The organism is Rhizobium sp. Root482, from assembly GCF_001426565.1.
GTDB lineage: Bacteria > Pseudomonadota > Alphaproteobacteria > Rhizobiales > Rhizobiaceae > Pararhizobium.
This window is the reverse complement of the sequence record NZ_LMFA01000022.1, coordinates 128506-151309: the sequence shown is the minus strand read 5'-3', so window position 1 is coordinate 151309 and position 22804 is coordinate 128506. Positions and strand designations below refer to the sequence as shown.

Below are 22804 nucleotides of genomic sequence, written 5' to 3'. Positions count from 1 at the left end.
GCGTGGCAAACATGGCAGGATGTATTGATGGCGAAAAAGTAACACCGGAAATATTGTAGGTTTATTATTTTAATCTATCGGACACGGCGGCTGAAAAGCGGCGCAACGACCTGGCCGAACCGGGCTTGCCCGACGGATAGACTCGCTGCCGCTCCTGATAATAGATCCATATCAGAATGTTGGCGGCGTATTGATCCACAGGAGCACGGTTTCGCCGTCATGCCGGTTCGACCAGGCGTGGTGACGGCGGCTTTCGAAATAAAGCGAATCTCCCGGATTGAGATCGTGGAACTGATCGGAATCGAGCACGAACTCGACCCGTCCTGTAAGGACATAGACGAATTCCTCGCCCTCGTGCTTATAGGCGCCTTCGCTGGATGCGCCGGGCTCCAGCACGAAACGGTGGCAATCCATCTGGTTGTGCCCTTCGGCGAGCAATTGCACGGTGACCCCAGGCGTCGTGCGCGGCCAGGCACGCCATTCGCCCGAACGCACCAGCGCCCGCACCTTCGGCTCGTCCTCGCCGGAGAGACTGGACACCGTGGTCCCGAAATAGGCGGCGAGATTATGCAGCACCGCGACGGATACGCCTTGCGAGGTCCGTTCCAGCGTCGAAAGGACCGAGGCCGCGATACCGATATCGCCGGCCACCTGCTCCAGCGTCCTGCCCGTCGCATGTCGCATGCTCCGAAGCTTGCGGCCAACCTCTGAAGCGACATCTGGTGGGAGCGAACTGGGATCGTCGGGTTCGCCGGCTTCTGCCTCGAGCGCCTCGCGAATGGCGGCCGGATTGAGTCCGCGCTCGGCACGGAACCAGGCAATGCGCTTCAGCTGGGCGAGATCGCCTTCGCTATATTGCCGGTGGCCGGTGGCGGAACGCTCCGGCACCACCAGGCCCTGCGCCTCCCACAGCCGCAAGGTCGAGGCGGAAACGCCTGCGAGCCTGGCCGCCTCGGCGACCTTGTAGCGGATTGTCATGGCATCGCTCGCGGGCTGCGGCACGAAAACCTCATGCGATCAATGTTCCAGGTCGTGAAACAGGTCCTCGCCGCTATCGAGCCGGCGCGTCGGGCGTTCAAGAGCGGGCATCTCTGCCGTTTCAGGCACCTTCAATTCGAAAGGCAAACGTTTTTCTTCGGCGATGCGCAGCATCAGCAGGCGAATGGCATCGGAAACCGAAAGTCCCATGGCCTCAAGGGCTGCAACCGCCTTCTGCTTGGTCACTGAATCGATGCGGGCACGGATTATGGTGTCTGCGGTCATGCATCTTCTCCTGCAATGCTACGCTTTACAAATAGGCGGGATCATGACCGGCTGTGCCGTGACTGACCCTTAAAAATCGACATTCGAACAATGAATTCGTCTCCAAGCGTCAATGTAGCCACAGCTCTCCATGCGGCACAAGAAAAAGCATCAACGGCGCTGTAGTTTCGATCACCATAATTAATTTGCAAGCCTACAGAAAAAATATAGGATTTACTCAATCTGCCACTCTCAACGCTCAGGATGCCAGCCGTGACCAGTTTGACCGACCGCAAGAATGCAGCCATTTCCCGGGGCGTGGGCATGACCACGCAAATCTATGCGGATCGGGCGGAGAATGCCGAGATCTGGGACAAGGAAGGCAATCGCTATATCGATTTCGCCGCCGGCATCGCCGTCGTCAATACCGGCCACCGCCATCCGCGCGTCATCGAGGCGGTCAAGGCGCAGCTCGATCGGTTCACCCATACCTGTCACCAGGTCGTGCCCTATGAGAATTACGTGCATCTTGCCGAACGCCTGAATGCGCTGACGCCAGGCAAATTCGTCAAGAAGACCATCTTCGTCACCACCGGCGCCGAAGCGGTCGAGAATGCCGTCAAGATCGCGCGCGCCGCCACCGGCCGCCAGGCGGTCATCGCCTTTGGCGGCGGTTTTCATGGACGCACCTTCATGGGCATGGCACTGACCGGCAAGGTCTTTCCCTACAAGGTCGGCTTCGGCGCCATGCCGGGCGATGTCTTCCACGCGCCCTTCCCGATCGAGTTGCATGGCGTCAGCGTCGATCAGTCGATCACCGCCCTGAAGAAATTGTTTGCCGCCGATGTCGATCCGGGCCGTGTCGCCGCCATCATCCTGGAACCCGTGCAGGGCGAAGGCGGATTCTATCCCGCCCCGACATCCTTCATGCGGACGTTGCGCGAGATCTGCGACGAGCACGGCATCCTGCTGATCGCCGACGAAGTGCAGACCGGCTTTGCCCGCACCGGCAAGCTGTTTGCCATGGAGCACCATGATGTGGCCGCCGATCTCGTCACCATGGCGAAAAGCCTGGCCGGCGGCTTTCCGCTGGCGGCCGTTACCGGCCGCGCCGAAATCATGGACGCCCCGGCGCCCGGCGGGCTTGGCGGCACCTATGGTGGCAGCCCGATGGGTATTGCCGCCGCGCATGCCGTCCTCGACGTCATCGAGGACGAAAAGCTTTGCGAACGGGCCGAGCAGCTCGGCGGCCGCCTCAAGCAGCGCCTTGCCGCCATCGCCGAACAGGTTCCGGAAATTGTCGATATCCGCGGCCCCGGCTTCATGAACGCCGTCGAATTCAACGACAAGGCGACCGGCCTGCCAAGTGCCGACTTCGCCAACCGCGTGCGCCTGAATGCCCTGGAGAAAGGCCTGATCCTCCTGACCTGCGGCGTGCACGGCAATGTCATCCGTTTCCTCGCACCGATCACCATCCAGGACGCGGTCTTTGCCGAGGCCCTGGATATCCTCGAAGCTTCGATCGTCGAGGCGCGGGGCTGAGGAAGGCACAAGGCTTGGCCACCGGATAATCCCTCCCCCATCCGGTGGACCTGGCCGCGTTTATCGGCTACCGGCATTGTCACGCAGCGGCTTGGCCGTGTCTGCCTGCCCCTTCAGGGAAGCCAGAAAGGATCACCGATGATCTTTACCGAAAAGCTGACCGCCCGCGTGACGGAACCGCACAAGCTCGGGCTTGTCGCTGCGGCGGTTCCTGCCGGCACCCGGACCTTCGACGTCCTCAATCCGGCCAATGGCGACAGGCTTGCGACCCTGCCGGACATGGGCGTGAGTGAGACTCGCGCGGCGATCGACGAAGCCTATGCCGCCCAGTTCCCCTGGGCTGAACGTCCGGCCGGCGATCGCAGCAAGATATTGCGCCGCTGGCACGATCTCGTCATCGCCCATCTGGACGATCTTGCCGCCATTCTCACGGCCGAAATGGGCAAGCCGCTCAACGAAGCGCGCTCGGAAATCCAACATGCCGCCGCCTATATCGAATGGTATGCGGAGGAGGCAAAGCGCGTTTACGGCGAAACCATCCCGGCCCCCTCGACGGACCGGCGCATGCTGGTGATCAAGCAGCCGGTCGGCGTCGTCGGCACCATCACGCCCTGGAACTTCCCCGCCTCCATGGTGGCGCGGAAAATCTCGCCGGCGCTTGCCGTCGGCTGTACCGTCATCCTGAAGCCGGCCGAGCAGACGCCGTTGGTGGCCTTCGCCATGCATGCACTGGCGATCCGCGCCGGCTTCCCGAAAGGCGTCTTCAACCTGATCCTCGCCTCCCGCGGCGATGCGATCGGCCGCGAGCTTTGCACCAATGCCAGGGTCCGCAAGATCTCGTTCACCGGCTCGACCGAAGTCGGCCGCATCCTGATGCGGCAATGCGCAGACCAGATCAAGAAGGTCAGTCTCGAGCTTGGCGGCAGCGCACCCTTCATCGTCTTCGACGATGCCGATATCGACGCGGCGGTGGATGGCGCCATCCAGGCGAAATTCCGCAATGCCGGCCAGACCTGCACCTCCGCCAACCGCATCTATGTGCAGGACCGCGTCCACGACGAATTTGCCCGAAAACTGGCGGCGGAAGTGCGCAAGCTCCAGGTCGGCGACGGCTTTTCCGAAGGCGTTTCCATCGGCCCGCTAATCGACGAGCAGGCGATGGAGAAGGTCGAAAGGCATGTGAACGACGCGACCGCAAAAGGGGCGACCCTTCTGTGCGGTGGCAAGCGCGTTTCAGACGCCTTTTACGAGCCGACGGTGCTTGCGAATGTCGACAAGACCATGCTGGTCGCCTGCGACGAGACCTTCGGGCCGGTTGCGCCGATCATCCGTTTCGAGACGATGGAAGACGTGATCCTGCAGGCCAACGACACGATCTACGGCCTTGCCGCCTATTTCTATGCGACCGAACTGAAGAAGGTCTGGCGGGTCGCCGAGGCCCTGGAATACGGCATGATCGGCATCAATACCGGCCGCATGTCATCGGAAGCCGCCCCCTTCGGCGGCCTCAAGCAATCCGGCATCGGCCGCGAAGGCTCCCGCCACGGCGCCGAGGATTATCTGGAGATGAAATATCTCTGCATGGGGAATATTTGAGGGGAACGGCGCAATCGCCGGAAATATCAGGCCTCGTCGTTCCAAGCCCGTCGTCTGGGAATAGGCTCCATGTCCGGATCGCTGCCGCCCATCTGCGCCAGCCGTCTCGAGACTTCGCGATGTATCAGGGTTTGCTACGCGTACCGGATGACCACCGATTTTTTACCAAGCCCGCTATCGAACGCTCATTATTTGAAAGCGTCCGGCGCCATCCCGATCTCGGCCAGAACCTCATTCGTATGCTCTCCAAGTCTTGGAGCACCACGTTCCAATGCAAGCTTGGCATCCGAAAAGGCCAGCGGCGTGCGCACCCCAGGGGCCGTGCCGCCGGCCGATCCCGTATGTGGCGTATCGACCCGCATGCCGCGATGGACGATCTGCGGGTCGGAAAAGACGTCGGCAACCTGGTTGATCGGCCCGCCGGGCACGCCGGCGGCTTCGAGCGCGGCCAGCAGGTCGTCACGGCTGAACCGTGCCGTTTGCGCGGCAAGGTCCGGCGTCAGGCTGTCGCGGTGTTTTACCCGGCCGGCATTGGTGAGATAGCGCGGATCGGTGGCAAGATCGTCGCGCCCGAGCAGGCCGCAGAACTTGACGAATTGCCTGTCGTTACCGACCGCGACGATCAGATGGCCGTCGGAGACGGGAAAGACCTGGTAGGGCGCGATATTCGGATGCGCATTGCCGAGCCGGCGCGGCGATTGCCCGGAAACAAGGAAATTCAGCGCCTGGTTGGCAAGGACGCCGGTCATGCTGTCGAGCAGCGCCATGTCGATCTGCTGGCCCTGGCCGGTGCGCTCGCGCATCTGCAGGGCCGCCTGCACGGCGATGACGCCGTAGAGACCGGTGAAGATATCGGCGAAGGCGACGCCGATCTTCTGCGGCTCGCCGGCCGGATCACCGGTCAGGTCCATGATGCCGCTCATGCCCTGGACGATATAATCGTAGCCGGCACGGTGCGCATAGGGGCCATCCTGGCCGAAACCGGTGACTGAGCAATAGATCAGGCGCGGATTGATCTTCTTCAGGCTTTCATAGTCCAATCCGTATTTCGCCAGCCCGCCGACCTTGAAGTTCTCGACTAGCACATCCGACTGCGCCGCCAGGCGGCGCACCGCTTCCTGGCCCTCGGGCGTGGTGAAATCGAGAACGACGGAGCGCTTGCCGCGATTGCAGGCGTGGAAATAGGCGGCATCCAGATGCCCACCGCCTTCCGCCTCGATGAAGGGTGGCCCCCAGGTGCGAGTATCGTCGCCGGCCGGGCTCTCGACCTTGACGACATCGGCGCCGAGATCCGCCAATGTCTGGCCGATCCAGGGACCGGCCAGGATACGGGCGAGCTCGAGAACCTTCAGGCCCTTCAACGGCGTTTCCATGCCCTTTCCCTCGATCACGCTCAGAAAAAGGCCTGCAGCCCGGTCTGGGCGCGGCCGAGAATCAGGGCGTGCACATCGTGGGTGCCTTCATAGGTGTTGACCGTTTCGAGGTTCACCATATGGCGCATGACCTGGTAATCCTCCGAAATGCCGTTGCCGCCATGCATGTCGCGAGCGGCGCGGGCGATATCCAGCGACTTGCCGCAATTGTTGCGCTTGACGATCGAGATCATCTCAGGCGCCATCCGGCCGGCATCCATCAACTGGCCGACCCTGAGCGAGGCCTGCAGGCCGAGCGCGATTTCCGTCTGCATGTCGGCAAGCTTCTTCTGGAAAAGCTGCGTCTGCGCCAGCGGCTTGCCGAACTGCTTGCGGTCGAGGCCATATTGGCGGGCCGCATGCCAGCAGAATTCCGCCGAACCGAGCACGCCCCAGGAAATGCCGTAGCGGGCGCGGTTGAGGCAGCCGAACGGGCCCTTCAGGCCTTCGACATTGGGCAGCAGCGCATCCTCGCCGACTTCGACATTGTCCATGACGATTTCGCCGGTGATCGAGGCGCGCAGCGACAGCTTGCCGCCGATCTTCGGCGCGCTCAGGCCCGCCATGCCCTTTTCCAGCACGAAGCCACGAATAGCATTGCCATGGGCCTCGGATTTCGCCCAGACGACGAAGACATCGGCGATCGGCGCGTTGGAGATCCACATTTTCGAGCCGCTCAACCGGTAGCCGCCATCGGTCTTCACCGCTCGCGTCTTCATGCCGCCCGGATCGGAGCCGGCATCGGGCTCAGTGAGCCCGAAGCAGCCGATCCATTCGCCGCTGATCAGCTTGGGCAGGTATTTCTGCCGCTGCTCCTCGGAACCATAGGCATGGATCGGATAGATCACCAGCGATGACTGAACGCTCATCATCGAGCGATAGCCGGAATCGACCCGCTCGACTTCGCGGGCAACGAGACCATAAGCCACATAGGAGGCGCCGACGCCGCCATAGGTATCCGGAACGGTGACGCCGAGCAGGCCGAGATCGCCCATTTCGCGGAAGATCGAGGGATCGGTTGCCTCATTGCGATAGGCATCGATGACGCGCGGCTGCAACTTGTCCTGGGCATAGGCGCGAGCCGTATCGCGGATCATCCGCTCGTCTTCGGAGAGCTGGTCCTCCAGAATGAAGGGGTCGTCCCACTGGAATTCTTGCCTGCCTGCCATGTCGTCGTCCTCCGCGCTTTCCTTATTCTGCCCGTTATGGCAAGCCGGAGAAAGCGATACAAACGAAAATGTGGCACTGCATCATGCGTTGCGGGAATGGAACCCGCAATCCGTGCGGTCGGGACAAGGACGACAGCATGACCTATCTCGACCGGGCGCGGGCCTCCTCCCTGATGGTGAAAACGGGCCTCGACGCACTCCTTCTTCTGTCGGCGGAAAGCTTCACCTATGCCACCGGCGCACCGGCCGGAGTGGCGACGATGTGGCGGCGCGCCGGCGCCGTAGCGGCTGTCGTGCCTGCCGATCCGGCCCTTTCGCCGGCAGCCGTCGTGACCGATCTTTTCGAGGCGGCGTTTCGCGCGACGAGCCCGATCACCGATATCCGCATCAATCCGACCTGGGTCGAGACCGGCGATATCCGTGGCCTGGAAAGGGACGCCCTGTCCCCCGAGGCGCTGCTGCGAGAGGCATGGGCAAGGCAGGGCCGGCCTGCCGGCTTCCAGCGCCCCGAAACATTCGACGCCTCCGAGGGATTCCGTCTTGCCGAAGAACTTCTCGCCGCGCGCAGGCTGGAGAAAGGGCGGATCGGCGTCGAACTCGACAGTCTTTCCGTTATCGATTTCCAGCACCTTTCCAAGGTCTTGCCCGATGCCGAGCTTGTCGATGCATCCGATCTCGTCCGACGTTTGAAGATGATCAAATCCGTGGTCGAAATCGGCCATCTGCGCACGGCAGTGGAACTGTCCGAAGCGGGAATCGTCGCCCTGCGCGAGACGGTTTCGATCGGCGTCAGCCGCGATGCGCTGGCCGCCGCCTGGGAAAGCGGTGTTCGGGCCGAGGCGGCGCGCCGTGACATCCGAAATCTGACGGGGCTGTGGGAATATATCTCGGTCGGCCAGAACCCCTGGACGAAAGGTGGCGTGGTCGCAGCCGGCGATCTCATCAAGGTCGATGTCGGTTGCCTGATTGCCGGCTATACATCCGACACCGGACGGACCTTCGTCTGCGGCACGCCCACGCCGATTCAGGCCCGTCTGTTCGATACGCTGCAAGGTGCCTATCATGCCGGCCTCGCCCTTCTGAAGCCGGGGGTGGCGATGAGCGAGGTTCATCGGGTGACGACCGAGGCAATGGCGAAGGTCGGTTTTCCCGGCTATACGCGCGGCCATTTCGGCCATGGGCTGGGCGCTAGCCTTGGCAGCGAGGAATGGCCCTTCCTGTCGCGGCAATCGGATGTGCTGCTGGAACCCGGCATGGTGCTCGCCTTCGAAACACCCTGGTATGTCGATGGCGTCGGCGGCCTGATCATCGAGAACCAGTTGCTGATCACGCCGGAAGGCCACGAGATCATGAACCGGTTACCCTACGGGCTGGATGTCATCTGAGCGGGACCCTTCCGATTCTCGTGCGCGCTGTCTTCCCAATTCCTTTCCAAGGATCGCTGCTTGGGCGAATAAGGCAACCCTTGCCATGTCCTGGCGGAAGCGCGCCATCTCCTCCTGTTTTCGCCCCTCTTCCGGAATTCTGAGCAAATAGGACGGATGCACCGTGACCAGCAGCGAACGATCCGGAGCGAGCTTGATGGTCTGGCCGCGCAGATCAGCGAGGTGCTGCCTGTCGTCCGTAAGGGCGGAAAGCGCTGTTGCTCCAAGCGCCACGACCAGCTTGGGCTTTACCAGGTCCAGTTCCAGCCGCAGCCACCATTTGCACATCTGAACCTCGCTCTTGTTCGGCTTTTGGTGAATGCGCCGCTTGCCGCGTGGCTCGTATTTGAAGTGCTTGACGGCATTGGTGACATAGGCCTCCTCGCGATTGAAACCGACTTCGCGCGCAATGGCATCGAACATCCTGCCGGCCGGTCCGACGAAGGGACGTCCGGCAAGATCCTCCTGGTCGCCCGGCTGTTCTCCGACGATCATGATATCGGCGGTCGAGGGACCTTCGCCGAACACGGTCTGCGTCGCCCGGCAATGAAGCGCGCACCACGTGCAGTGCCGAGCCTCCTCGCGAACCTCCTCCAAGGTTCCCGGCGGCGGGCGGTCGATGTCCTCGGCTATTTTCGCGGCCGCCTGCAATCGGCTGTGGAACAGCGGCGCATCCTGTGCCGCGCGCTCGGCCATGGCGACGACGCTTGCCTCTGCGCCGGCAATCATGGCCGGTATCAGTCCGGCTTCCGGCAGGTTCTTCCAGTATTTCTTCGGCATCTCCGCCTGCATCGCCTTCACCTTCAACCGCGCCGGATTGAAGATATTGGCGAAATAGGTGCGCCACAATTCGTCGGTCGCATCCGTCAGCATCGGATTTTCCGCCGGCACCGTGGAGACATGCAGCACCTTCCCGTCCCAGGCGGCCGCTCCCTTCGGCGTGGCAATTACCCAGTCCATGTCGGTAAACCGGCGCTGGAAAAACGGCGCCGTACGCGCGACGATATGATGATCCGGCTCGAACCAGGCGACGAAACGCCGACGCGTCGCGCCGATCGCCGCATCGACCTCCTTGAAGCGGACGAAAGCCGTCATCTTGTGGCAATCGCGGCGAACCGATTTTTCCAGCGCATTGAGCGCGGCCACATCCGCATCCGAACGTATGGCAAGAAGATCCGGTTCGCCCTGCAGGCGGTGGAGGGTACGGTAGAGGAGCGAAAGGCGCGCCGGATCGGAATGGCATATCACCGCTTCGGCTAGCGTCATGAAGGCACGGGGCACGGTAAGCGAGGGCAAAGGGGCGACGGCCTGTTCCGGTACCGAAGTCTCCGCCTCACCGACGGCAAACAGATCCGCTCCCTCCTCGTCTCGCAATCGCCATTCGACCGCATCGGGCGGAACCCCGTTTATAAGCAGGCCGCGTGCCGCCATGCGCCACTCGTCGAAATCGCCCTTGCCGTCCAGCCAAACCCTGCGCATCAGAGCAAGGCCAACTGTTCCGGCTTCGGCTCGAACCGGGCGCGCAGGTCCAGGCGATCGATCAGGCGATGCGGCGTCGTGTCCTCGGCGATGATAAACGGCTGCACCTTTTTTATCGACACATGCAACCGCGCAAGATCGGCCAGGCGAAGCCGGCGATATCGACGTGCCGAGAGGATGGCCTTGACGGCTTTCGTGCCGAGCCCCGGCACGCGCAGGAGCATTTCGCGCTCGCCCGTATTGATATCGACCGGAAAACGATGGCGATTGGCAAGCGCCCAGGCAAGTTTCGGGTCCAGCTTCAGGTCCAGCATCCCGTCCGGCTGGCTTTCGGTGATTTCCTCGATGCCGAATCCGTAAAACCGGTAGAGCCAGTCCGCCTGGTAGAGCCGATGCTCCCGCATCAGCGGCGGCCTGATCAGCGGCAGGTTCTTCGAGGCATCCGGTATGGGGCTGAACGCGGAATAATAGACCCGCCGCAGACCATAGCTGCCATAAAGCCGGGCACTGGTGCCGAGAATGACTGAATCATTCGCGGCGTCCGCGCCGACGATCATCTGCGTGCTCTGGCCGGCCGGCACGAAGCGCTGGCGGCGCTTTGTCTGCAGGGTGGGGTCCTCGGCTGCCTCGATCTTCAGCCGCAACTCGCCCATGGATTTGCGGATATTGGCCGGCTGCTTTTCCGGCGCGAAGCGAGCGAGGCCCATATCGGTCGGCAATTCGATATTGATCGACAGGCGATCGGCGTAAAGCCCCGCCTCCTCGATGAGAAGCGGCGATGCCTCCGGGATCGATTTCAGGTGGATATAGCCGCGAAACTTATGGGTCACCCGCAGTTCGCGGGCGATACGCACCATTTCCTCCATCGTGTAATCGGAGGACCGGATGATACCGGAGGAAAGAAACAGCCCCTCGATGTAGTTGCGCCGGTAAAATTCCAGCGTCAGCCACACGACCTCCTCGACGCTGAACCGCGCCCGCTCGACATTGCTCGACGAGCGGTTGATGCAATAGGCGCAGTCATAGATGCAGAAATTCGTCATCAGGATTTTCAGAAGGGAAATGCAGCGTCCGTCCGGTGCATAGGCATGGCAGATGCCCGATCCCTCCGTCGATCCCAGCCCGCCGGACTTTGACGAATCGCGCTTGGTCGTTCCGCTCGAAGCGCAGGAAGCATCGTATTTGGCCGCATCCGAAAGGATTGCCAGTCGTTCATTCAGCGATTTCTTCATGATTGTTCATGTTATGTTCTTTCGCGCCTTCCGTCAATGCCGATTGGGAAGGATCGGAACGATTGCCGCACATGCCCGTTGTATGCCCGAACCCTCTCCTGGAAATTCGAAAGGAACGGGCACAATGCCTTTCATAGACAAAGCGAAAATACTCATCCTGGCGACCCATGGTTACGAGCGGTCGGAACTCCGCGTGCCGCTGGAGGAATTCCCGAAACGCGGCGCGGACGTCAAGATCGCCTCCATCAAGAAGGACCCGATCAAGAGCTGGGACAAAAAGGACTGGGGCGACACGGTCGATATCGATCTTCTCGCCGGGGATGTCCGGATTGAGGATTTCGATGCGCTGGTCCTGCCCGGCGGCCAAATGAACCCGGATATATTGCGCGCCAACGACGAGGCGATGCGGGTCGTGCGCGACTTCGTCGCCTCCGGCAAGGTGATCGCCGCCATCTGCCATGCGCCCTGGCTGCTGATCGAGGCCGATGCCGTGCGTGGCCGCAAGATGACCTCCTATGGCTCGATCAAGACCGACATGATCAACGCCGGCGCCATCTGGTCGGATGAGCCGGTGGTCACCGACAAGGGCATCGTCACCTCCCGCAACCCGGGCGATCTCGGCGTCTTCGTCAACAAGACCGTAGAGGAAATCGAGGAAGGCCGGCACGAGCGCCGCGCCGCCTGACAACAATTCTCAACACCCGTGAAAGGAAGAATTATGGTCGATCTCTCCAAGACGAAAAACGATCCGCTCCAGCAGCTCTGGGACGTCATGGACGGCGTTCATGCCGGCATGCTGGGGGTGCAGGAATCCGGGCAGCACATGCAGCCGATGGCACCTTTCGTTGAAAAGGAAAGCAACAGCATCTGGTTTTATACGAAGGACGACAGCGATCTGGTCAAGGCGGTGCGGACCGGCGACCGGGCGCATTTCTGCATTATCGGCAAGGACCATGACTACCACGCCTGCCTGTCCGGCACGATCGACGAGGTCAAGTCGCGCGAACATATCGAAAAATTCTGGTCGCCGATGGTCTCCGCCTGGTTCGAGGGCGGCAAGGACGACCCGTCGCTGACGATGCTCCGGCTCCGGCTCGATGATGTCGCCATCTGGGCATCGACCGACAGCACGCTGCGCTTCGGCTGGGAAATGGCCAAGGCCAACCTGACCGGCAAGGAGCCGGACCTGGGCGTACACACCCATATTTCCCTACCGCACTGATCGTCTCTTGCAGGCCTCGCCGAAACACTGGCGAGGCCTGCTGTTCACGATACCCTAAAGAACGACAGCCAGCACGGCGACGCAATCGCCGGCTTTCACCAGGCCCGGGAAATGCCGGGCGCAGAGAATGCCGTCCATCCGGGCGCTGACCTCCAACGGCGCGGCTCCGGTGCGCCCGAGCGGATAGATGCGCGCCAAGATCTGGCCCTTGACCACTTCCTCGCCCATATCCACCAGCGGCTCGATCAGCCCGGCATCCTCGGCGAATGAGAAGCAATCACCATCCGGCATGTCCAGCCATTGGGTCGGCACGACCTCCGCCTCCCCCGCGACGATCCCGGCTCGGCGCAAAAGGTTGAGGACGCCTCGCTTGGCGATCCCCGCACTTTTCGCCGTCGCGGTGCCGCCGCCGCCAAGTTCGGTGGTGACGAAGACCTTTCCCATCTCCTCGGCCGCCGTGTCGTACATGCCGACCGCATCGATCTCGAGCATCTTCATCGAATAGGGCGCCGAAAAAGCCTCGACCAGATCGAAGCTTTTCTGCTCCTGCGCCTTGTCGGGCAGGATATGGGCAGCACAGAAGGGCAGGAAATCCAGTGTCTTGCCGCCCGAATGGAAATCGAGCACGATATCGGCGAGCGGTAACAGCTCGCGCTGGAAATAATCGGCGATCTTCGGCGTCACCGTGCCGTCCGGCCGCCCCGGAAAGCTGCGGTTGAGATTGCCCTTGTCGATCGGCGAGGTGCGCGTTCCGGCAACAAAGGCCGGATAGTTCATGGCCGGCACGATGATGACGCGGCCCGATACGTCTTGGAGTTTCAATGTCCGGGCGAGATCGAACAGCGCGATCGGCCCTTCATATTCATCGCCATGATTGCCGCCGGTCAGGAGGGCCGTCGGCCCCTCGCCGTTCTTGATGACGGTGATCGGAATCATCACCGAGCCCCAGGCGGAATCGTCGCGGCTGTGGGGCAGCCTCAGGAAACCGTGCTGGATGCCCTCGGCCGAAAAATCGACCGTGGGCGAAATAGGTGAAGGGCGCAAGGCGGTCTCGCTCATCTGGGTATCAATCCTTGACGAACAGCTTGCGCGGCACATTGGCCAGGCATTCGACCCCGGTCTCGGTGATCAGGATGCTTTCGGTGATCTCCAGGCCCATGGTCTCGAGCCAGAGGCCGGTCATGAAATGGAAAGTCATGCCGGGCTTCAACTCGGTGCGGTCGCCGGGACGCAGGCTCATCGTGCGCTCGCCCCAGTCCGGCGGATAGGAGATACCGATGCCGTAGCCGGTGCGGTTATCCTTGACGATGCCGTATTTCTTCAGGACGCCGAAGAAGCCGTTGGCGATATCCTCGCAGGTATTGCCGGGCTTGGCGGCGGCAAGACCGGCGTCCATGCCTTCCAGCGTCGCCTTCTCGGCATCGAGGAATTCCTGCGTCGGCTTGCCGAGAAAGACGGTGCGCGACAAGGGCACGTGATAGCGGTTGTAGCAGCCGGCGATTTCGAAGAAGGTGCCTTCGCCGCGCTTCATCGGCCGGTCGTCCCAGGTCAGATGCGGTGCGGAGGCATCGACGCCGGATGGCAGGAGCGGAACGATCGCCGGATAATCACCGCCGATCTTGCCATCCGGCCCGTCCGTGCCGCGAATGCCGGCGTCGTAGATTTCCGCGACTAGGTCGCATTTGCGCATGCCCACTTCGATCGTGTCGAAGATGCGCTGGTGCATGCCCTCGACGATGCGGGCGGCATTGCGCATATATTTGATCTCGGTCTCGCTTTTCACCGCGCGCTGCCAGTTGACCAGCGCGGTGACGTCGACGAAGCGCGCGTTCGGCAGATGTTTCATCAGCGCTGCAAAGGCGGCGGCAGAGAACCAGTAATTGTCCATCTCGACGCCGATCGTCAGCTTGTCGAGACCGCGCTCGGCAAGCTTGGCGGCGAGATAGTCCATCGGATGCCGCTCGGTCGACTGCACGTAGTGGTCCGGATAGCCGATGATGTTCTCGTGCTTCAGATAGGCGGTGAGTTTTGCGCCGTTGGCGTCCTGCCCGCGGCCATACCAGATCGGCTCGCCGGTCGGCGGCACGATGACCGCCTGGTGCACATAGAAGGACCAGCCGTCATAGCCGGTGAGCCAGGCCATGTTGGAGGGATCGCTGACGATCAAAAGATCGACGCCTTTCTTCTCCATGGCTTGCCGCGTCTTTTTCAGGCGCGCTTCATATTCCCCCAAGGAGAATTTGAGATTCGGTTGGGTCATGTCACTCCCTCATTCTCCGGCAAATGCCGGTCTCAACTTTCAAATGCGGTGCCCGCGCCTGCCGAACCGGCACGCGCAAAGGCAAGCGTTGCGATGGCGGTGTCCTGGATACCGGTTCCGGTGAGGTCCGCGATGGTGATCTGGTCTGCGTCGGTGCGCCCTGGCCTCTGCCCGGCGACGATCTGCCCGAGTTCGGGGAAATCCACCTCGGCCTCTGCGAGGCCGGCGGCGATCGCGTGGTGCAATTCGCCGAGGCGACGCGTCTGCCCGACGCTGTCGGCCACGTAGTAGCCGTTGACGACGGTGGCCGGCTCGATCTCGTTCTTGTGCTCGGCATCCGAACCCATGGCCGTGATGTGCTGGCCGGGCTGCAGCCACTCATCCTTCAGGATCGGGATGTCCGAGGGCGTGGTGGTGACGATGATATCGGCACCGGTGACGGCCTGTTTCGCGTCCGCATGGGCGACGACCAGAATACCGAGCGCTGCCGCAAGCTCGGCCGCGACCAGCCGCGCCTTTGCACCATCCCGCGCCCAGATCCGCGCTTCACGGATCGGCCGCACCAGCGTCAGGGCCTGCAATTGCAGCCGCGCCTGCATGCCCCCGCCGAAGATCGCCGCCACGCTTGAATCCTCGCGCGACAAATGCTTGGCCGCGACCGCGCCGGCGGCGGCCGTGCGGATATCCGTAAGGTAGCCATTGTCGAGCAGCAGCGCCTGGACGAGACCGGTTTTTGCCGAAAGCAGCACCATCATGCCATTGGTGCTCGGCAGGCCGATCTTCGGATTGTCGAAGAAGCCGGGGCTGATCTTGATGGCGAAACCGTCAAGCCCCGGCACATAGGCGGTCTTCACATCGACTTCGCCGCGATGTTCTGGAATATCCAGCCGCAGGATCGGCGGCATGGCGACGGCCTTCGTCGCCAATGCATGAAACGCGTCCTCGATGCAATCGACGATCTCACGGTCCAGTCCTACGACGGCTCTCAACTCGGCTTCGGTGAGAATGATCATCCGGCTCATGCGGCTTCCTCCGTGGTGAGGGACACGGCGCCGTTGATGATCCGGCGGTGCAATTCCATATCGACATTGCGGCCGGACAGGATGACGACGACCGGTCCTGGCAGTCGGATGCGGTCGAAAAGCAGGGCGGCCATGCCCACGGCAGCGGCACCTTCTACGATCTCGCGCTCCACGGCATAGGCATGGCGCATGCCGCCAGCGATCTCTTCTTCGGAAAGCAGGACGACCTCGTCGAGCAGGTCGCGGCACATGGCAAAGGTCAACCGGTTATCGAGCCCGATGCCGCCACCAAGCGAATCGGCAAGGCTCGGCAGTTCCTCGACCTGCACCGGACGGCCGGCATCGAGGCTCGCCTTCATCGCCGCCCCCCGCTCCATCGTCAGGCCGATCACTTTCGTTTTTGGGCGCAATCCCTTGACGGCGGCGGCAACGCCGGCTGCCAGACCGCCACCCGACAGGGGCACGAGCACGGTTCCGGCCTCCGGCAATTGCTCCATGATCTCCAGCCCGAGCGTACCCTGTCCGGCAATCACGGCCGGATGGTCGAAGGGCGGCACCATGGCCATGCCCTTTGCGGCAACCAGCCGGTCGACCTCTTCCTGCGCTTCGTCCTGCGAGCGCCCGACGATCCGCACATCGGCACCGAGCCGGCGGATTTCCGAAACCTTGTTGTCCGGCACCAGCCGCGACATGCAGATGGTGGCGAGAGCCCCCTCCGCTTTCGCCGCATGCGCCAGTGCCCGGCCGTGATTGCCGGTGGAGGCCGCGACGACGCCACGCGCTCGCTCCTGCGGGCTCAGGGACAGGACGGCATTGGTGGCACCGCGCAGTTTGAAGCTGCCGGTCGTCTGGTGATGTTCGAGCTTCAGGTAAACCGGAACGCCGGCCAACTGGCTGAGCACGGGCGATTGCACCATCGGCGTCTTCAGGACACGCCCGGCAATGCGGGCGGACGCGGCGCGAATATCATCAAGGAAAATATGTATCGATTGCCTGCCCATGCCATCAGCCTTCCGGATAGGGCCGGGTCATCAGCATGCCCAGTTCAGGACGCGCCGCCCTCTCGCCGCAGAGCCTGAGGCAGGCCCAGGCGGTGGCCAGATTGCTGCTCACCACCGGCTTGCCGATCGCCTGCTCGATCCGCGCAACGACTTCGGCTGCGCGCACGGCGGTGCAGGAGATGAACAGCGCGTCCGATTCCGGCGCCATGGCTTGCCCGGCAAAGCCGATGATCTCCTCATGCGAAATCCGCGCCATTTCACGGTCGTCGGTGAGGCCGAGGCAGGTGAAACGATCGATCGTAAAACCGAGCCGCTCGAAATACTCGGCCATCGGCCGGCTGGTCTCCACGGTATAGGGCGTCAAAACCGAAATCCGCTTCGCACCGAGTGTCCGCAAGCCCTTGACCGCCGCCGCCGTCGGCGTGACGACGGGCACGCCCGGTTTTGCGGCCTGGACCGCCGCCTCGATCTGCTGGTCGCCGATGACGACCGATGCCGAGGTGCAGGAATACATCACCACATCGAGCAGCTCGTCGGGCAGGATGAGCGCCGCCGCTGCCGTCAGCGACGGCTGCATCTTCCTGAGGTTCTCCGGCGTCACCGGATTGGCATAGGGGATGCGGGTGACATAGACGCCGATCCGCCCGCTTGCCACCATGCGCTGGAAATCGACTTCGGTCGTGTGGTCGGTCGAAAGGATGATCAGGCCGATGCGCTTTTCAAGCGGCCGGTCGTCGAGGCGCGGCGCGCGGGAGGCGGTGTCGATCGTCACGGTCATCGCTCGTCCACCCGGGCATAACGCTCTTCCAGCCAGCGAAGCGCCACGACGGAAATCAGGCTGATGACGAGGAAGAACACGCCGACCATGGTGATCGGCTCGATATAGCGATAATTGCTGTTGGCGATGCTTTTCGCCTGGTTCATCAGTTCCAGCACGGTGATTGCCGAAAGCAGCGGCGTTTCCTTGAACATGGCGATGAAATAATTGGCGAGCGCCGGGATCATCGGCGGAATGGCCTGCGGCAGGACCACATGGATCCAGGATTGCCGCATGCTGAGATTGGCGGCGCGCGCCGCTTCCCATTGTCCGCGCGGGACATTGTCGATGCCGGCGCGATAGACCTCCGCCGCATAGGTGCCGTAATGGATGCCGAGCCCGATCACGCCGGCGGTCAACGGCGACAGGCGGATGCCGATATCGGGCAGCACATAGAAGATGAAATAAAGCTGCACCAGCAGCGGCGTGCCGCGGATGAAATCGGCGGCGAAACCCACGCTGCGCGAAACGAGCCGGTTGGAAGAACGCCTGGCGATGGCCAGCACCATGCCGAAGACCGCGGCGACGATCGCGCCCAGAACCGTGGCGATGATGGTGATCTTCAGCCCTTCGAGAAGGGTCGGCATGATCTGCCAGACGAATGCCCAATCCCATTCCATGATCAGACCCTCACACCATCAAGACCGCGCGTCGCCCGGCGCTCGAGCCAGCGGACGCCGGCGGATATCGCCCAGGCCATGGCGAAATAGAGAACCAGGATAGTGGCGAAGGGAACCAGCGTATTGCCGGTCTGGGCCCGCACGACCTGCGCCTGGAAGGTCATGTCGGAGAGCGAGATCAGCGAGACCACGGCCGTGCCTTTCAAAAGCTCGATCGCATTGTTGCCGAAGGTCGGCAGCATCAGCGGCAGCGCCTGCGGCAGGATGATGTACCGCATCCGGTGATAGCGGCCGAGATTGAGCGCGACGCAGGCCTCGTGCTGCTCGCGGCCGATGGCCCGCACCGCGCCGCGCACCACCTCGGCACCATAGGCACCGACATTCAGCCCGAGCGCCAGCACCCCGGCCTGCAACGGCGTCAGCGTGATGCCGGCAAAGGGCAGCACGAAATAGACCCAGAACAACTGGACGAAGATCGATGTGCCGCGGAAGAACTCAATATAGACGGTCGCCAGCGTCCGCACCGCGAAAAAGCGCGACATGCGACCGAGACCGGCGGCAAAGGCCACGACCAGCGCCAGCGCCGAGCCCATGATGGTGAGCTTGATCGTCACCCATGCGCCGTCGAGGATGAGCGCTATATAGCCGGACCAGTCGATCATCGTGCCTTCTCTATCCTTGCCGGTTCAGCATTCGCCACAGTTCGATGATGTGCACAGGCATCCACTCCTCACCGTCATCCTCGCCCTTGTGGCGGGGATCCAGCGACCCGACGTCCGTCGGGTCAAAAGACTCTTTGCCCAAAGACTTGTGCCGCTGGATTCCTGTGACAGGCACAGGAATGACGGAGAAGAATGATGGATCTCCGTCAATCGAACGCGGGCAGAAGGCAAACCCTCCGCCCGCATCTCGTTTTACTGCGCAGCCGCGCAGAGCTTGTCGCGGGTCGTCGACATGGCGGCGGCGGCCGAGAAGCCGTAGGGCTCGATAATCTTGGCGAATTCACCCGATTCCTTCAGCTTGGCCAGTTCGACGTCGAAGGCATCGCGCAGCGCCTCGTCGCCCTTCTTGAAGGCGGCACCGTCGCAATAGACCGGAGCACCCTGGACCGGCGCGATGACCTCGAGATTCGGGTCATTGGCCTTCTTGACCAGGTCGTTGATGGACAGCACCGGCAGCGAATAGGCGTCGATGCGACCATCCTGCAGCATCTTCAGACCGCTCTGGCCATCCGGCACGACGATGACACGCTCGCGCGGTACGCCGGCTTCGAGCGCCAGCTTCTCTTCCGTGCCGCCACCCGGCGCGCCGATCGTGGCGGACTGGTCCTTGGCAACGTCTGCATAGCTCTTGAAGCCCTTCGGATTGCCCTTCTTGACCAGCATCGCTTCGGCATCGCAAAGGACCGGCTCGGAATAGGCAACCGCGGCGCAGCGCTCCGGCTTCATGAACAGGCCGGCGGTGACGGCGTCATGGCGGCCGGCCTGCAGGCCCGGGATCATCGCGCCATATTCGGAGATCGAGGCAACGACATCCGCCACGCCGAGGCGCTTGAAGACTTCGCGGGCTACATCCGGCGCCGCACCCGAAACCTTGCCGTCGGCACCGACGGCGGTGAAGGGCGGTTCGTTGGCAATGGCGATGCGGGCAAAGCCCTGCGCCTTCAATTCTTCCAGCTTCGCATCGTCGGCGAAAGCCGGCGCTGCCGTCGAAAGCGCCATCAATGCCGAGGCGGCTGCGGTCATCATCATCAAATGCTTCAGTTTCATCGTTCCATCTCCTCTGGATTTTTCCGTTTTTATGGGAGGCATTGTCCGCTCGCCGGGGCGATCAGACGCGGTGCCCTGCCGCAATGATCTTGCGCAGGAAAGCCTGCGTGCGCTCCTGCTTGGGATTGCGGAAAATATCGTCCGGCTTGCCCTGCTCGACGATCTTGCCCCGATCGAAGAACAGCACCCGGTCGGCGAAATCATGCGCGAAGCCCATTTCATGGGTGACGAGCAGCATGGTCATGTCGGTTTCCGCCGCCAGCTTGCGCATGACGTTCAGCACCTCCTCGACCAGTTCCGGATCGAGCGCCGAGGTGACTTCGTCGAACAGCATGATCTTCGGCGAAAGCGCCAGCGCACGGGCAATCGCGACGCGCTGCTTCTGCCCGCCGGACAATTGCGCGGGCATGCTCTTGGCCTTGTCGGCCATGCCGACCATCTCGAGAAGCTCCATCGCCCGCTTCTCGGCGACGGCCCGGGCGACACCCTTGGTCAGCATCGGCGCGAGCGTGATGTTGTCGAGCACGCATTTGTGCGGGAAGAGATTGAAATGCTGGAAGACCATGCCGATCTTCTCGCGCATCTTCTGCAGATGCCGCTCGTCGGCGTCAACCAGGCCGCCGGCCTTCTCCATATGATAGAGCTGCTGGCCCTCGACCTCGATATGGCCGCCATTGATCTTTTCCAGCGTCATCAGAATGCGCAGGATCGTCGTCTTGCCTGAGCCGGAGGGGCCGATCAGCGCCAGCTTCTCGCCCGGCATGACCTCCATCGACAATCCGTCGAGCACCGTCAGCGGCCCATAGGCCTTGGTAATGGTATCGATCCGGATGATAGGCGAAGGCATGCATGTCTCTCCGTGTTGAGACCGGTGATGCCTAACGATGACCACTCATGTAAATCATGTCAATTACCTAAATAATATCATGACAATTATTCTGACGTTGCCCAAAAACCATGCATTCCTCAAATCGCCAGCAGCAGAGCTTCAGGATTTCCCTGCGCCAGTGAGGCGACGATGCCGAGTCCGGCGCGCAGTTCGGCTTCCGATGTGGAGCCGAGCGAAATGCGCACGGCGGGCGCCCATCCCTGGTCGGCAGTGCGAAACGAGGTGCCGGGCGCAATCGCCACCCCGCGCAGGCGCGCCTGCGCCACGAAACCCTCCTCCCGATGCTGGCCGGACAGCGGCAGCCAGACATGCAGGCTCTGGGGGTGGGCGTGATAGGCAAGCCCGCCCAGCATTTCGGCGGCGATCTCATGGCGCAGCGAAAGCGCCCGGCGCTGCCAATCGACCAGTTCCATCGCCGTGCCGTTGCTTACCCAGCGCGTGGCGATTTCGGCGATCGCCGGCGTTGCCATCCAGTTGGAAACCAGATGACGGTTGGCGACGGCGGCGACATAGCGGTCGGGGGCGACCAGATAGCCGATGCGCAGGCCAGGCACGGTGATCTTGGTGAAACTGGTGACATAGAGCGTGCGCTCGGGCGCAAAGGCTGCCACCGGCGGCGGCCGGTTTTCCACCAGGGGGCCGAGGATATCGTTTTCGATGATGGCGATATCGTGCTTTGCAGCGACCGCCGCCAGCGCCTGCCTGCGTTCCGCGCTCATCAGCGCCGCCCGCGGATTGACCACCGATGGCTGCAGGAAGACGGCGCGGATCGGCCCCTTGCGGCAGGCATCGTCGAGCGCCTCGGGAATCATGCCGTTCTCGTCGATCGGCAGGCCTTCGAGGTGAATGCCGAGATAGGTGGAGAGCGGCACCAGCGTATGATGGCTGATCGCCTCTGCCGCCACCGTCGATCCGGGCGGCGCGACGCTCATCAGCGCCACCGTCATGCCGGAGGTTGCGCCGTTTGTCAGGTTGACGTTGAGCGGCGAGACATCGAGCCCGCACTGGGCCAGCCATTCGGTCGCCACGGCCCGGTGCCGGGGGAAGACCATGTTCGGCCGGAACGAAAGGGCAGAGCTCGATGGCAGGTTTTCCGAAAGCCAGCCAAAGGCTTCGCGCATCTGCTCCAGATGGAGCTGCTCGCAGACGGGTTTCAGGATCGACAAGTCGATAAGTTCGCCAAGCCGCTCCGGGAGATAGGGCGGCTCCGGCTCCTTGGCGTGGGTCTGGACGAAGCTGCCGCGCCCGATCTCGCCGGTCACCAGGCCGCGGCGGATCAGTTCGTCATAGGCACGGCTGACGGTCTGGATCGACAGTTTGAGGTCGTCGGCAAGCTTGCGGTGCGTCGGCAGTTGCATGCCGCTCGTCAGCTTGCCCTCCTGTATGGCGCGAGCGATCTGCTCGGCAAGCGACAGATAGGCCGGGCGGCGGAGTTGTAATGGATCGGGGCGCCAGTTTGTCATGATTTGACAGTGATTAAATTCATGTCAATTGACAATCCGGAAATTGCATTCCACTTGTCTTTTTCATAGTCTTGCCTTGATTTCCACCTTGGGACACCCGCCCGCATGAAGCTCGACGCCATCGACCTGCGTATCCTTGAAGCCGTCCAGCGCGACGGCCGCATCACCAAGGTGGCGCTGGCCGAGGAGGTCGGCCTGTCGCCGACGCCGTGCTGGATGCGGCTGAGGAAGCTGGAAAAGGCCGGCATCGTCTCCGGCTATCACGCCCGCATCGCGGTGCGGCGCGTCGCACCCGTCGCCAGCGTCATGATGGAGGTGACGCTCGGCAATCATCGCCAGGCGGATTTCGACCGTTTCGAGCGCGCCATTGCCGGCATCCCCGAAATCACCGCCTGCTGGTCGGTCGGTGGCGGCGTCGATTACATCCTGAAGATCATGGCCGCCGATATCGACGCCTATCAGCGGCTGGTCGACGGCTTGCTCGATCGCGAACTCGGCATCGCCCGCTACTTCACCTACATCGTCACCAAGACGGTGAAGGAGGAGACCGCCCTGCCGCTCTCGGTGCTGCTTTCCGACGGAGATGCGCCGGACGCCGGCTAGTGGATTCCTCTGCGGCGGTCCGCCCTTTTGGACCAATCCTCT

At 62.5% G+C, this 22804-nt stretch carries 22 protein-coding genes; 6 read left to right on the top strand and 16 right to left on the bottom strand.

The window, feature by feature from the left end; translation table 11 throughout:
* Window positions 1-171: 171 nt before the first annotated feature.
* Together ASD31_RS16810 and ASD31_RS16805 are read right to left on the bottom strand one after the other, a co-directional pair.
* Window positions 172-978 carry a MerR family transcriptional regulator gene (locus ASD31_RS16810; protein ID WP_056337198.1) on the bottom strand — a complete coding sequence of 269 codons (807 nt, stop codon included), beginning with the start codon at window positions 976-978 and terminating at the stop codon, window positions 172-174.
* A 39-nt stretch (window positions 979-1017) separates the two neighbouring features.
* Window positions 1018-1263: a type II toxin-antitoxin system RelB/DinJ family antitoxin gene (locus ASD31_RS16805; RefSeq protein ID WP_056336208.1), complete on the bottom strand. Its 246-nt coding sequence runs from the start codon at window positions 1261-1263 to the stop codon at window positions 1018-1020.
* A 252-nt stretch (window positions 1264-1515) separates the two neighbouring features.
* Here ASD31_RS16805 and ASD31_RS16800 point away from each other — a divergent pair, with 252 nt between their 5' ends.
* On the top strand, window positions 1516-2784 hold the full coding sequence (locus tag ASD31_RS16800) for a 4-aminobutyrate--2-oxoglutarate transaminase (RefSeq protein WP_156392696.1): 1269 nt from the start codon (window positions 1516-1518) through the stop codon (window positions 2782-2784).
* Window positions 2785-2922: 138 nt separating this feature from the next.
* Window positions 2923-4380, top strand: a complete 1458-nt coding sequence (locus tag ASD31_RS16795) for an NAD-dependent succinate-semialdehyde dehydrogenase (protein ID WP_156392695.1) — start codon at window positions 2923-2925, stop codon at window positions 4378-4380.
* Between the two features lie 188 nt (window positions 4381-4568).
* Here the strand turns inward: ASD31_RS16795 and ASD31_RS16790 are convergent, their stop codons facing one another.
* Both ASD31_RS16790 and ASD31_RS16785 read right to left on the bottom strand, forming a co-directional pair.
* Window positions 4569-5753, bottom strand: coding sequence for a CaiB/BaiF CoA transferase family protein (locus tag ASD31_RS16790; RefSeq protein WP_056336201.1), 1185 nt, complete (start codon window positions 5751-5753; stop codon window positions 4569-4571).
* Window positions 5754-5773: 20 nt separating this feature from the next.
* Window positions 5774-6961: an acyl-CoA dehydrogenase gene (locus tag ASD31_RS16785; RefSeq protein ID WP_056336198.1), complete on the bottom strand. Its 1188-nt coding sequence runs from the start codon at window positions 6959-6961 to the stop codon at window positions 5774-5776.
* 137 nt (window positions 6962-7098) lie between these two features.
* Between ASD31_RS16785 and ASD31_RS16780 the strand changes: the two genes are divergently transcribed.
* Window positions 7099-8346, top strand: a complete 1248-nt coding sequence (locus ASD31_RS16780; protein ID WP_056336196.1) for a M24 family metallopeptidase — start codon at window positions 7099-7101, stop codon at window positions 8344-8346.
* Here ASD31_RS16780 and ASD31_RS16775 read toward each other — a convergent pair.
* The gene (locus ASD31_RS16775; protein WP_082520603.1) at window positions 8320-9864 is read right to left on the bottom strand and encodes a UdgX family uracil-DNA binding protein; all 1545 of its coding nucleotides are present in this window, start codon (window positions 9862-9864) and stop codon (window positions 8320-8322) included. The two genes, ASD31_RS16780 and ASD31_RS16775, sit on opposite strands and share 27 nt — an antisense overlap.
* Window positions 9864-11096, bottom strand: coding sequence for a putative DNA modification/repair radical SAM protein (locus ASD31_RS16770; protein ID WP_056336193.1), 1233 nt, complete (start codon window positions 11094-11096; stop codon window positions 9864-9866). Before ASD31_RS16770 ends, ASD31_RS16775 begins: the two co-directional genes overlap by 1 nt.
* A gap of 124 nt (window positions 11097-11220) precedes the next feature.
* On the opposite strand from ASD31_RS16770, the gene ASD31_RS16765 reads away from it, so the two are divergent.
* Both ASD31_RS16765 and ASD31_RS16760 read left to right on the top strand, forming a co-directional pair.
* Window positions 11221-11781, top strand: coding sequence for a DJ-1/PfpI/YhbO family deglycase/protease (locus ASD31_RS16765; RefSeq protein ID WP_056336190.1), 561 nt, complete (start codon window positions 11221-11223; stop codon window positions 11779-11781).
* 33 nt (window positions 11782-11814) lie between these two features.
* Entirely contained in the window at window positions 11815-12318 is a 504-nt protein-coding gene (locus ASD31_RS16760) for a pyridoxamine 5'-phosphate oxidase family protein (RefSeq protein ID WP_056336187.1), read from the top strand.
* Window positions 12319-12372: 54 nt separating this feature from the next.
* Here ASD31_RS16760 and doeB read toward each other — a convergent pair whose 3' ends face one another.
* The 10 genes from doeB to ASD31_RS16710 all read right to left on the bottom strand — a co-directional run bounded on the left by doeB (window position 12373) and on the right by ASD31_RS16710 (window position 22159).
* Entirely contained in the window at window positions 12373-13377 is a 1005-nt protein-coding gene (gene doeB / locus ASD31_RS16755; RefSeq protein ID WP_056336185.1) for a N(2)-acetyl-L-2,4-diaminobutanoate deacetylase DoeB, read from the bottom strand.
* Between the two features lie 7 nt (window positions 13378-13384).
* A complete protein-coding gene (gene doeA, locus ASD31_RS16750; RefSeq protein ID WP_056336182.1) occupies window positions 13385-14578 on the bottom strand; it encodes an ectoine hydrolase DoeA in 1194 nt (397 codons plus the stop codon).
* Between the two features lie 32 nt (window positions 14579-14610).
* Entirely contained in the window at window positions 14611-15600 is a 990-nt protein-coding gene (eutC, locus tag ASD31_RS16745; RefSeq protein WP_056336179.1) for an ectoine utilization protein EutC, read from the bottom strand.
* A complete protein-coding gene (gene eutB / locus ASD31_RS16740; RefSeq protein ID WP_056336176.1) occupies window positions 15597-16601 on the bottom strand; it encodes a hydroxyectoine utilization dehydratase EutB in 1005 nt (334 codons plus the stop codon). The genes eutC and eutB overlap by 4 nt, the downstream gene beginning before the upstream one ends.
* Before the next feature lie 4 nt (window positions 16602-16605).
* Complete coding sequence (gene eutA / locus ASD31_RS16735) at window positions 16606-17379, bottom strand: ectoine utilization protein EutA (protein ID WP_056336173.1); 774 nt, start codon at window positions 17377-17379, stop codon at window positions 16606-16608.
* The gene (gene ehuD, locus ASD31_RS16730; RefSeq protein WP_056336170.1) at window positions 17376-18038 is read right to left on the bottom strand and encodes an ectoine/hydroxyectoine ABC transporter permease subunit EhuD; all 663 of its coding nucleotides are present in this window, start codon (window positions 18036-18038) and stop codon (window positions 17376-17378) included. The genes eutA and ehuD overlap by 4 nt, the downstream gene beginning before the upstream one ends.
* Before the next feature lie 2 nt (window positions 18039-18040).
* A complete protein-coding gene (gene ehuC / locus ASD31_RS16725) occupies window positions 18041-18700 on the bottom strand; it encodes an ectoine/hydroxyectoine ABC transporter permease subunit EhuC (RefSeq protein ID WP_056336167.1) in 660 nt (219 codons plus the stop codon).
* Between the two features lie 252 nt (window positions 18701-18952).
* Window positions 18953-19807, bottom strand: coding sequence for an ectoine/hydroxyectoine ABC transporter substrate-binding protein EhuB (gene ehuB / locus ASD31_RS16720; RefSeq protein ID WP_056336164.1), 855 nt, complete (start codon window positions 19805-19807; stop codon window positions 18953-18955).
* A 61-nt stretch (window positions 19808-19868) separates the two neighbouring features.
* The gene (ehuA, locus tag ASD31_RS16715) at window positions 19869-20654 is read right to left on the bottom strand and encodes an ectoine/hydroxyectoine ABC transporter ATP-binding protein EhuA (protein WP_056336161.1); all 786 of its coding nucleotides are present in this window, start codon (window positions 20652-20654) and stop codon (window positions 19869-19871) included.
* A 119-nt stretch (window positions 20655-20773) separates the two neighbouring features.
* A complete protein-coding gene (locus ASD31_RS16710) occupies window positions 20774-22159 on the bottom strand; it encodes a PLP-dependent aminotransferase family protein (protein WP_056336158.1) in 1386 nt (461 codons plus the stop codon).
* Between the two features lie 105 nt (window positions 22160-22264).
* Here ASD31_RS16710 and ASD31_RS16705 point away from each other — a divergent pair, with 105 nt between their 5' ends.
* Window positions 22265-22762: an Lrp/AsnC family transcriptional regulator gene (locus ASD31_RS16705; protein ID WP_056336155.1), complete on the top strand. Its 498-nt coding sequence runs from the start codon at window positions 22265-22267 to the stop codon at window positions 22760-22762.
* Window positions 22763-22804 lie beyond the last annotated feature (42 nt).

Coding starts and splice junctions, on each gene's coding strand:
- ASD31_RS16760 (WP_056336187.1), top strand. CDS start 11,815: ATGGTCGATCTCTCCAAGACGAAAAACGATCCGCTCCAGCAGCTCTGG.
- ASD31_RS16780 (WP_056336196.1), top strand. CDS start 7,099: ATGACCTATCTCGACCGGGCGCGGGCCTCCTCCCTGATGGTGAAAACG.
- ASD31_RS16770 (WP_056336193.1), bottom strand. CDS start 11,096: ATGAAGAAATCGCTGAATGAACGACTGGCAATCCTTTCGGATGCGGCC.
- ASD31_RS16710 (WP_056336158.1), bottom strand. CDS start 22,159: ATGACAAACTGGCGCCCCGATCCATTACAACTCCGCCGCCCGGCCTAT.
- ASD31_RS16790 (WP_056336201.1), bottom strand. CDS start 5,753: ATGGAAACGCCGTTGAAGGGCCTGAAGGTTCTCGAGCTCGCCCGTATC.
- ASD31_RS16795 (WP_156392695.1), top strand. CDS start 2,923: ATGATCTTTACCGAAAAGCTGACCGCCCGCGTGACGGAACCGCACAAG.
- ASD31_RS16805 (WP_056336208.1), bottom strand. CDS start 1,263: ATGACCGCAGACACCATAATCCGTGCCCGCATCGATTCAGTGACCAAG.
- ASD31_RS16785 (WP_056336198.1), bottom strand. CDS start 6,961: ATGGCAGGCAGGCAAGAATTCCAGTGGGACGACCCCTTCATTCTGGAG.
- doeB (WP_056336185.1), bottom strand. CDS start 13,377: ATGAGCGAGACCGCCTTGCGCCCTTCACCTATTTCGCCCACGGTCGAT.
- ASD31_RS16810 (WP_056337198.1), bottom strand. CDS start 978: ATGACAATCCGCTACAAGGTCGCCGAGGCGGCCAGGCTCGCAGGCGTT.
- ASD31_RS16705 (WP_056336155.1), top strand. CDS start 22,265: ATGAAGCTCGACGCCATCGACCTGCGTATCCTTGAAGCCGTCCAGCGC.
- ehuD (WP_056336170.1), bottom strand. CDS start 18,038: ATGGAATGGGATTGGGCATTCGTCTGGCAGATCATGCCGACCCTTCTC.
- ehuA (WP_056336161.1), bottom strand. CDS start 20,654: ATGCCTTCGCCTATCATCCGGATCGATACCATTACCAAGGCCTATGGG.
- ASD31_RS16765 (WP_056336190.1), top strand. CDS start 11,221: ATGCCTTTCATAGACAAAGCGAAAATACTCATCCTGGCGACCCATGGT.
- eutA (WP_056336173.1), bottom strand. CDS start 17,379: ATGACCGTGACGATCGACACCGCCTCCCGCGCGCCGCGCCTCGACGAC.
- ASD31_RS16775 (WP_082520603.1), bottom strand. CDS start 9,864: ATGCGCAGGGTTTGGCTGGACGGCAAGGGCGATTTCGACGAGTGGCGC.
- ehuB (WP_056336164.1), bottom strand. CDS start 19,807: ATGAAACTGAAGCATTTGATGATGATGACCGCAGCCGCCTCGGCATTG.
- eutC (WP_056336179.1), bottom strand. CDS start 15,600: ATGAGCCGGATGATCATTCTCACCGAAGCCGAGTTGAGAGCCGTCGTA.
- ehuC (WP_056336167.1), bottom strand. CDS start 18,700: ATGATCGACTGGTCCGGCTATATAGCGCTCATCCTCGACGGCGCATGG.
- doeA (WP_056336182.1), bottom strand. CDS start 14,578: ATGACCCAACCGAATCTCAAATTCTCCTTGGGGGAATATGAAGCGCGC.
- eutB (WP_056336176.1), bottom strand. CDS start 16,601: ATGGGCAGGCAATCGATACATATTTTCCTTGATGATATTCGCGCCGCG.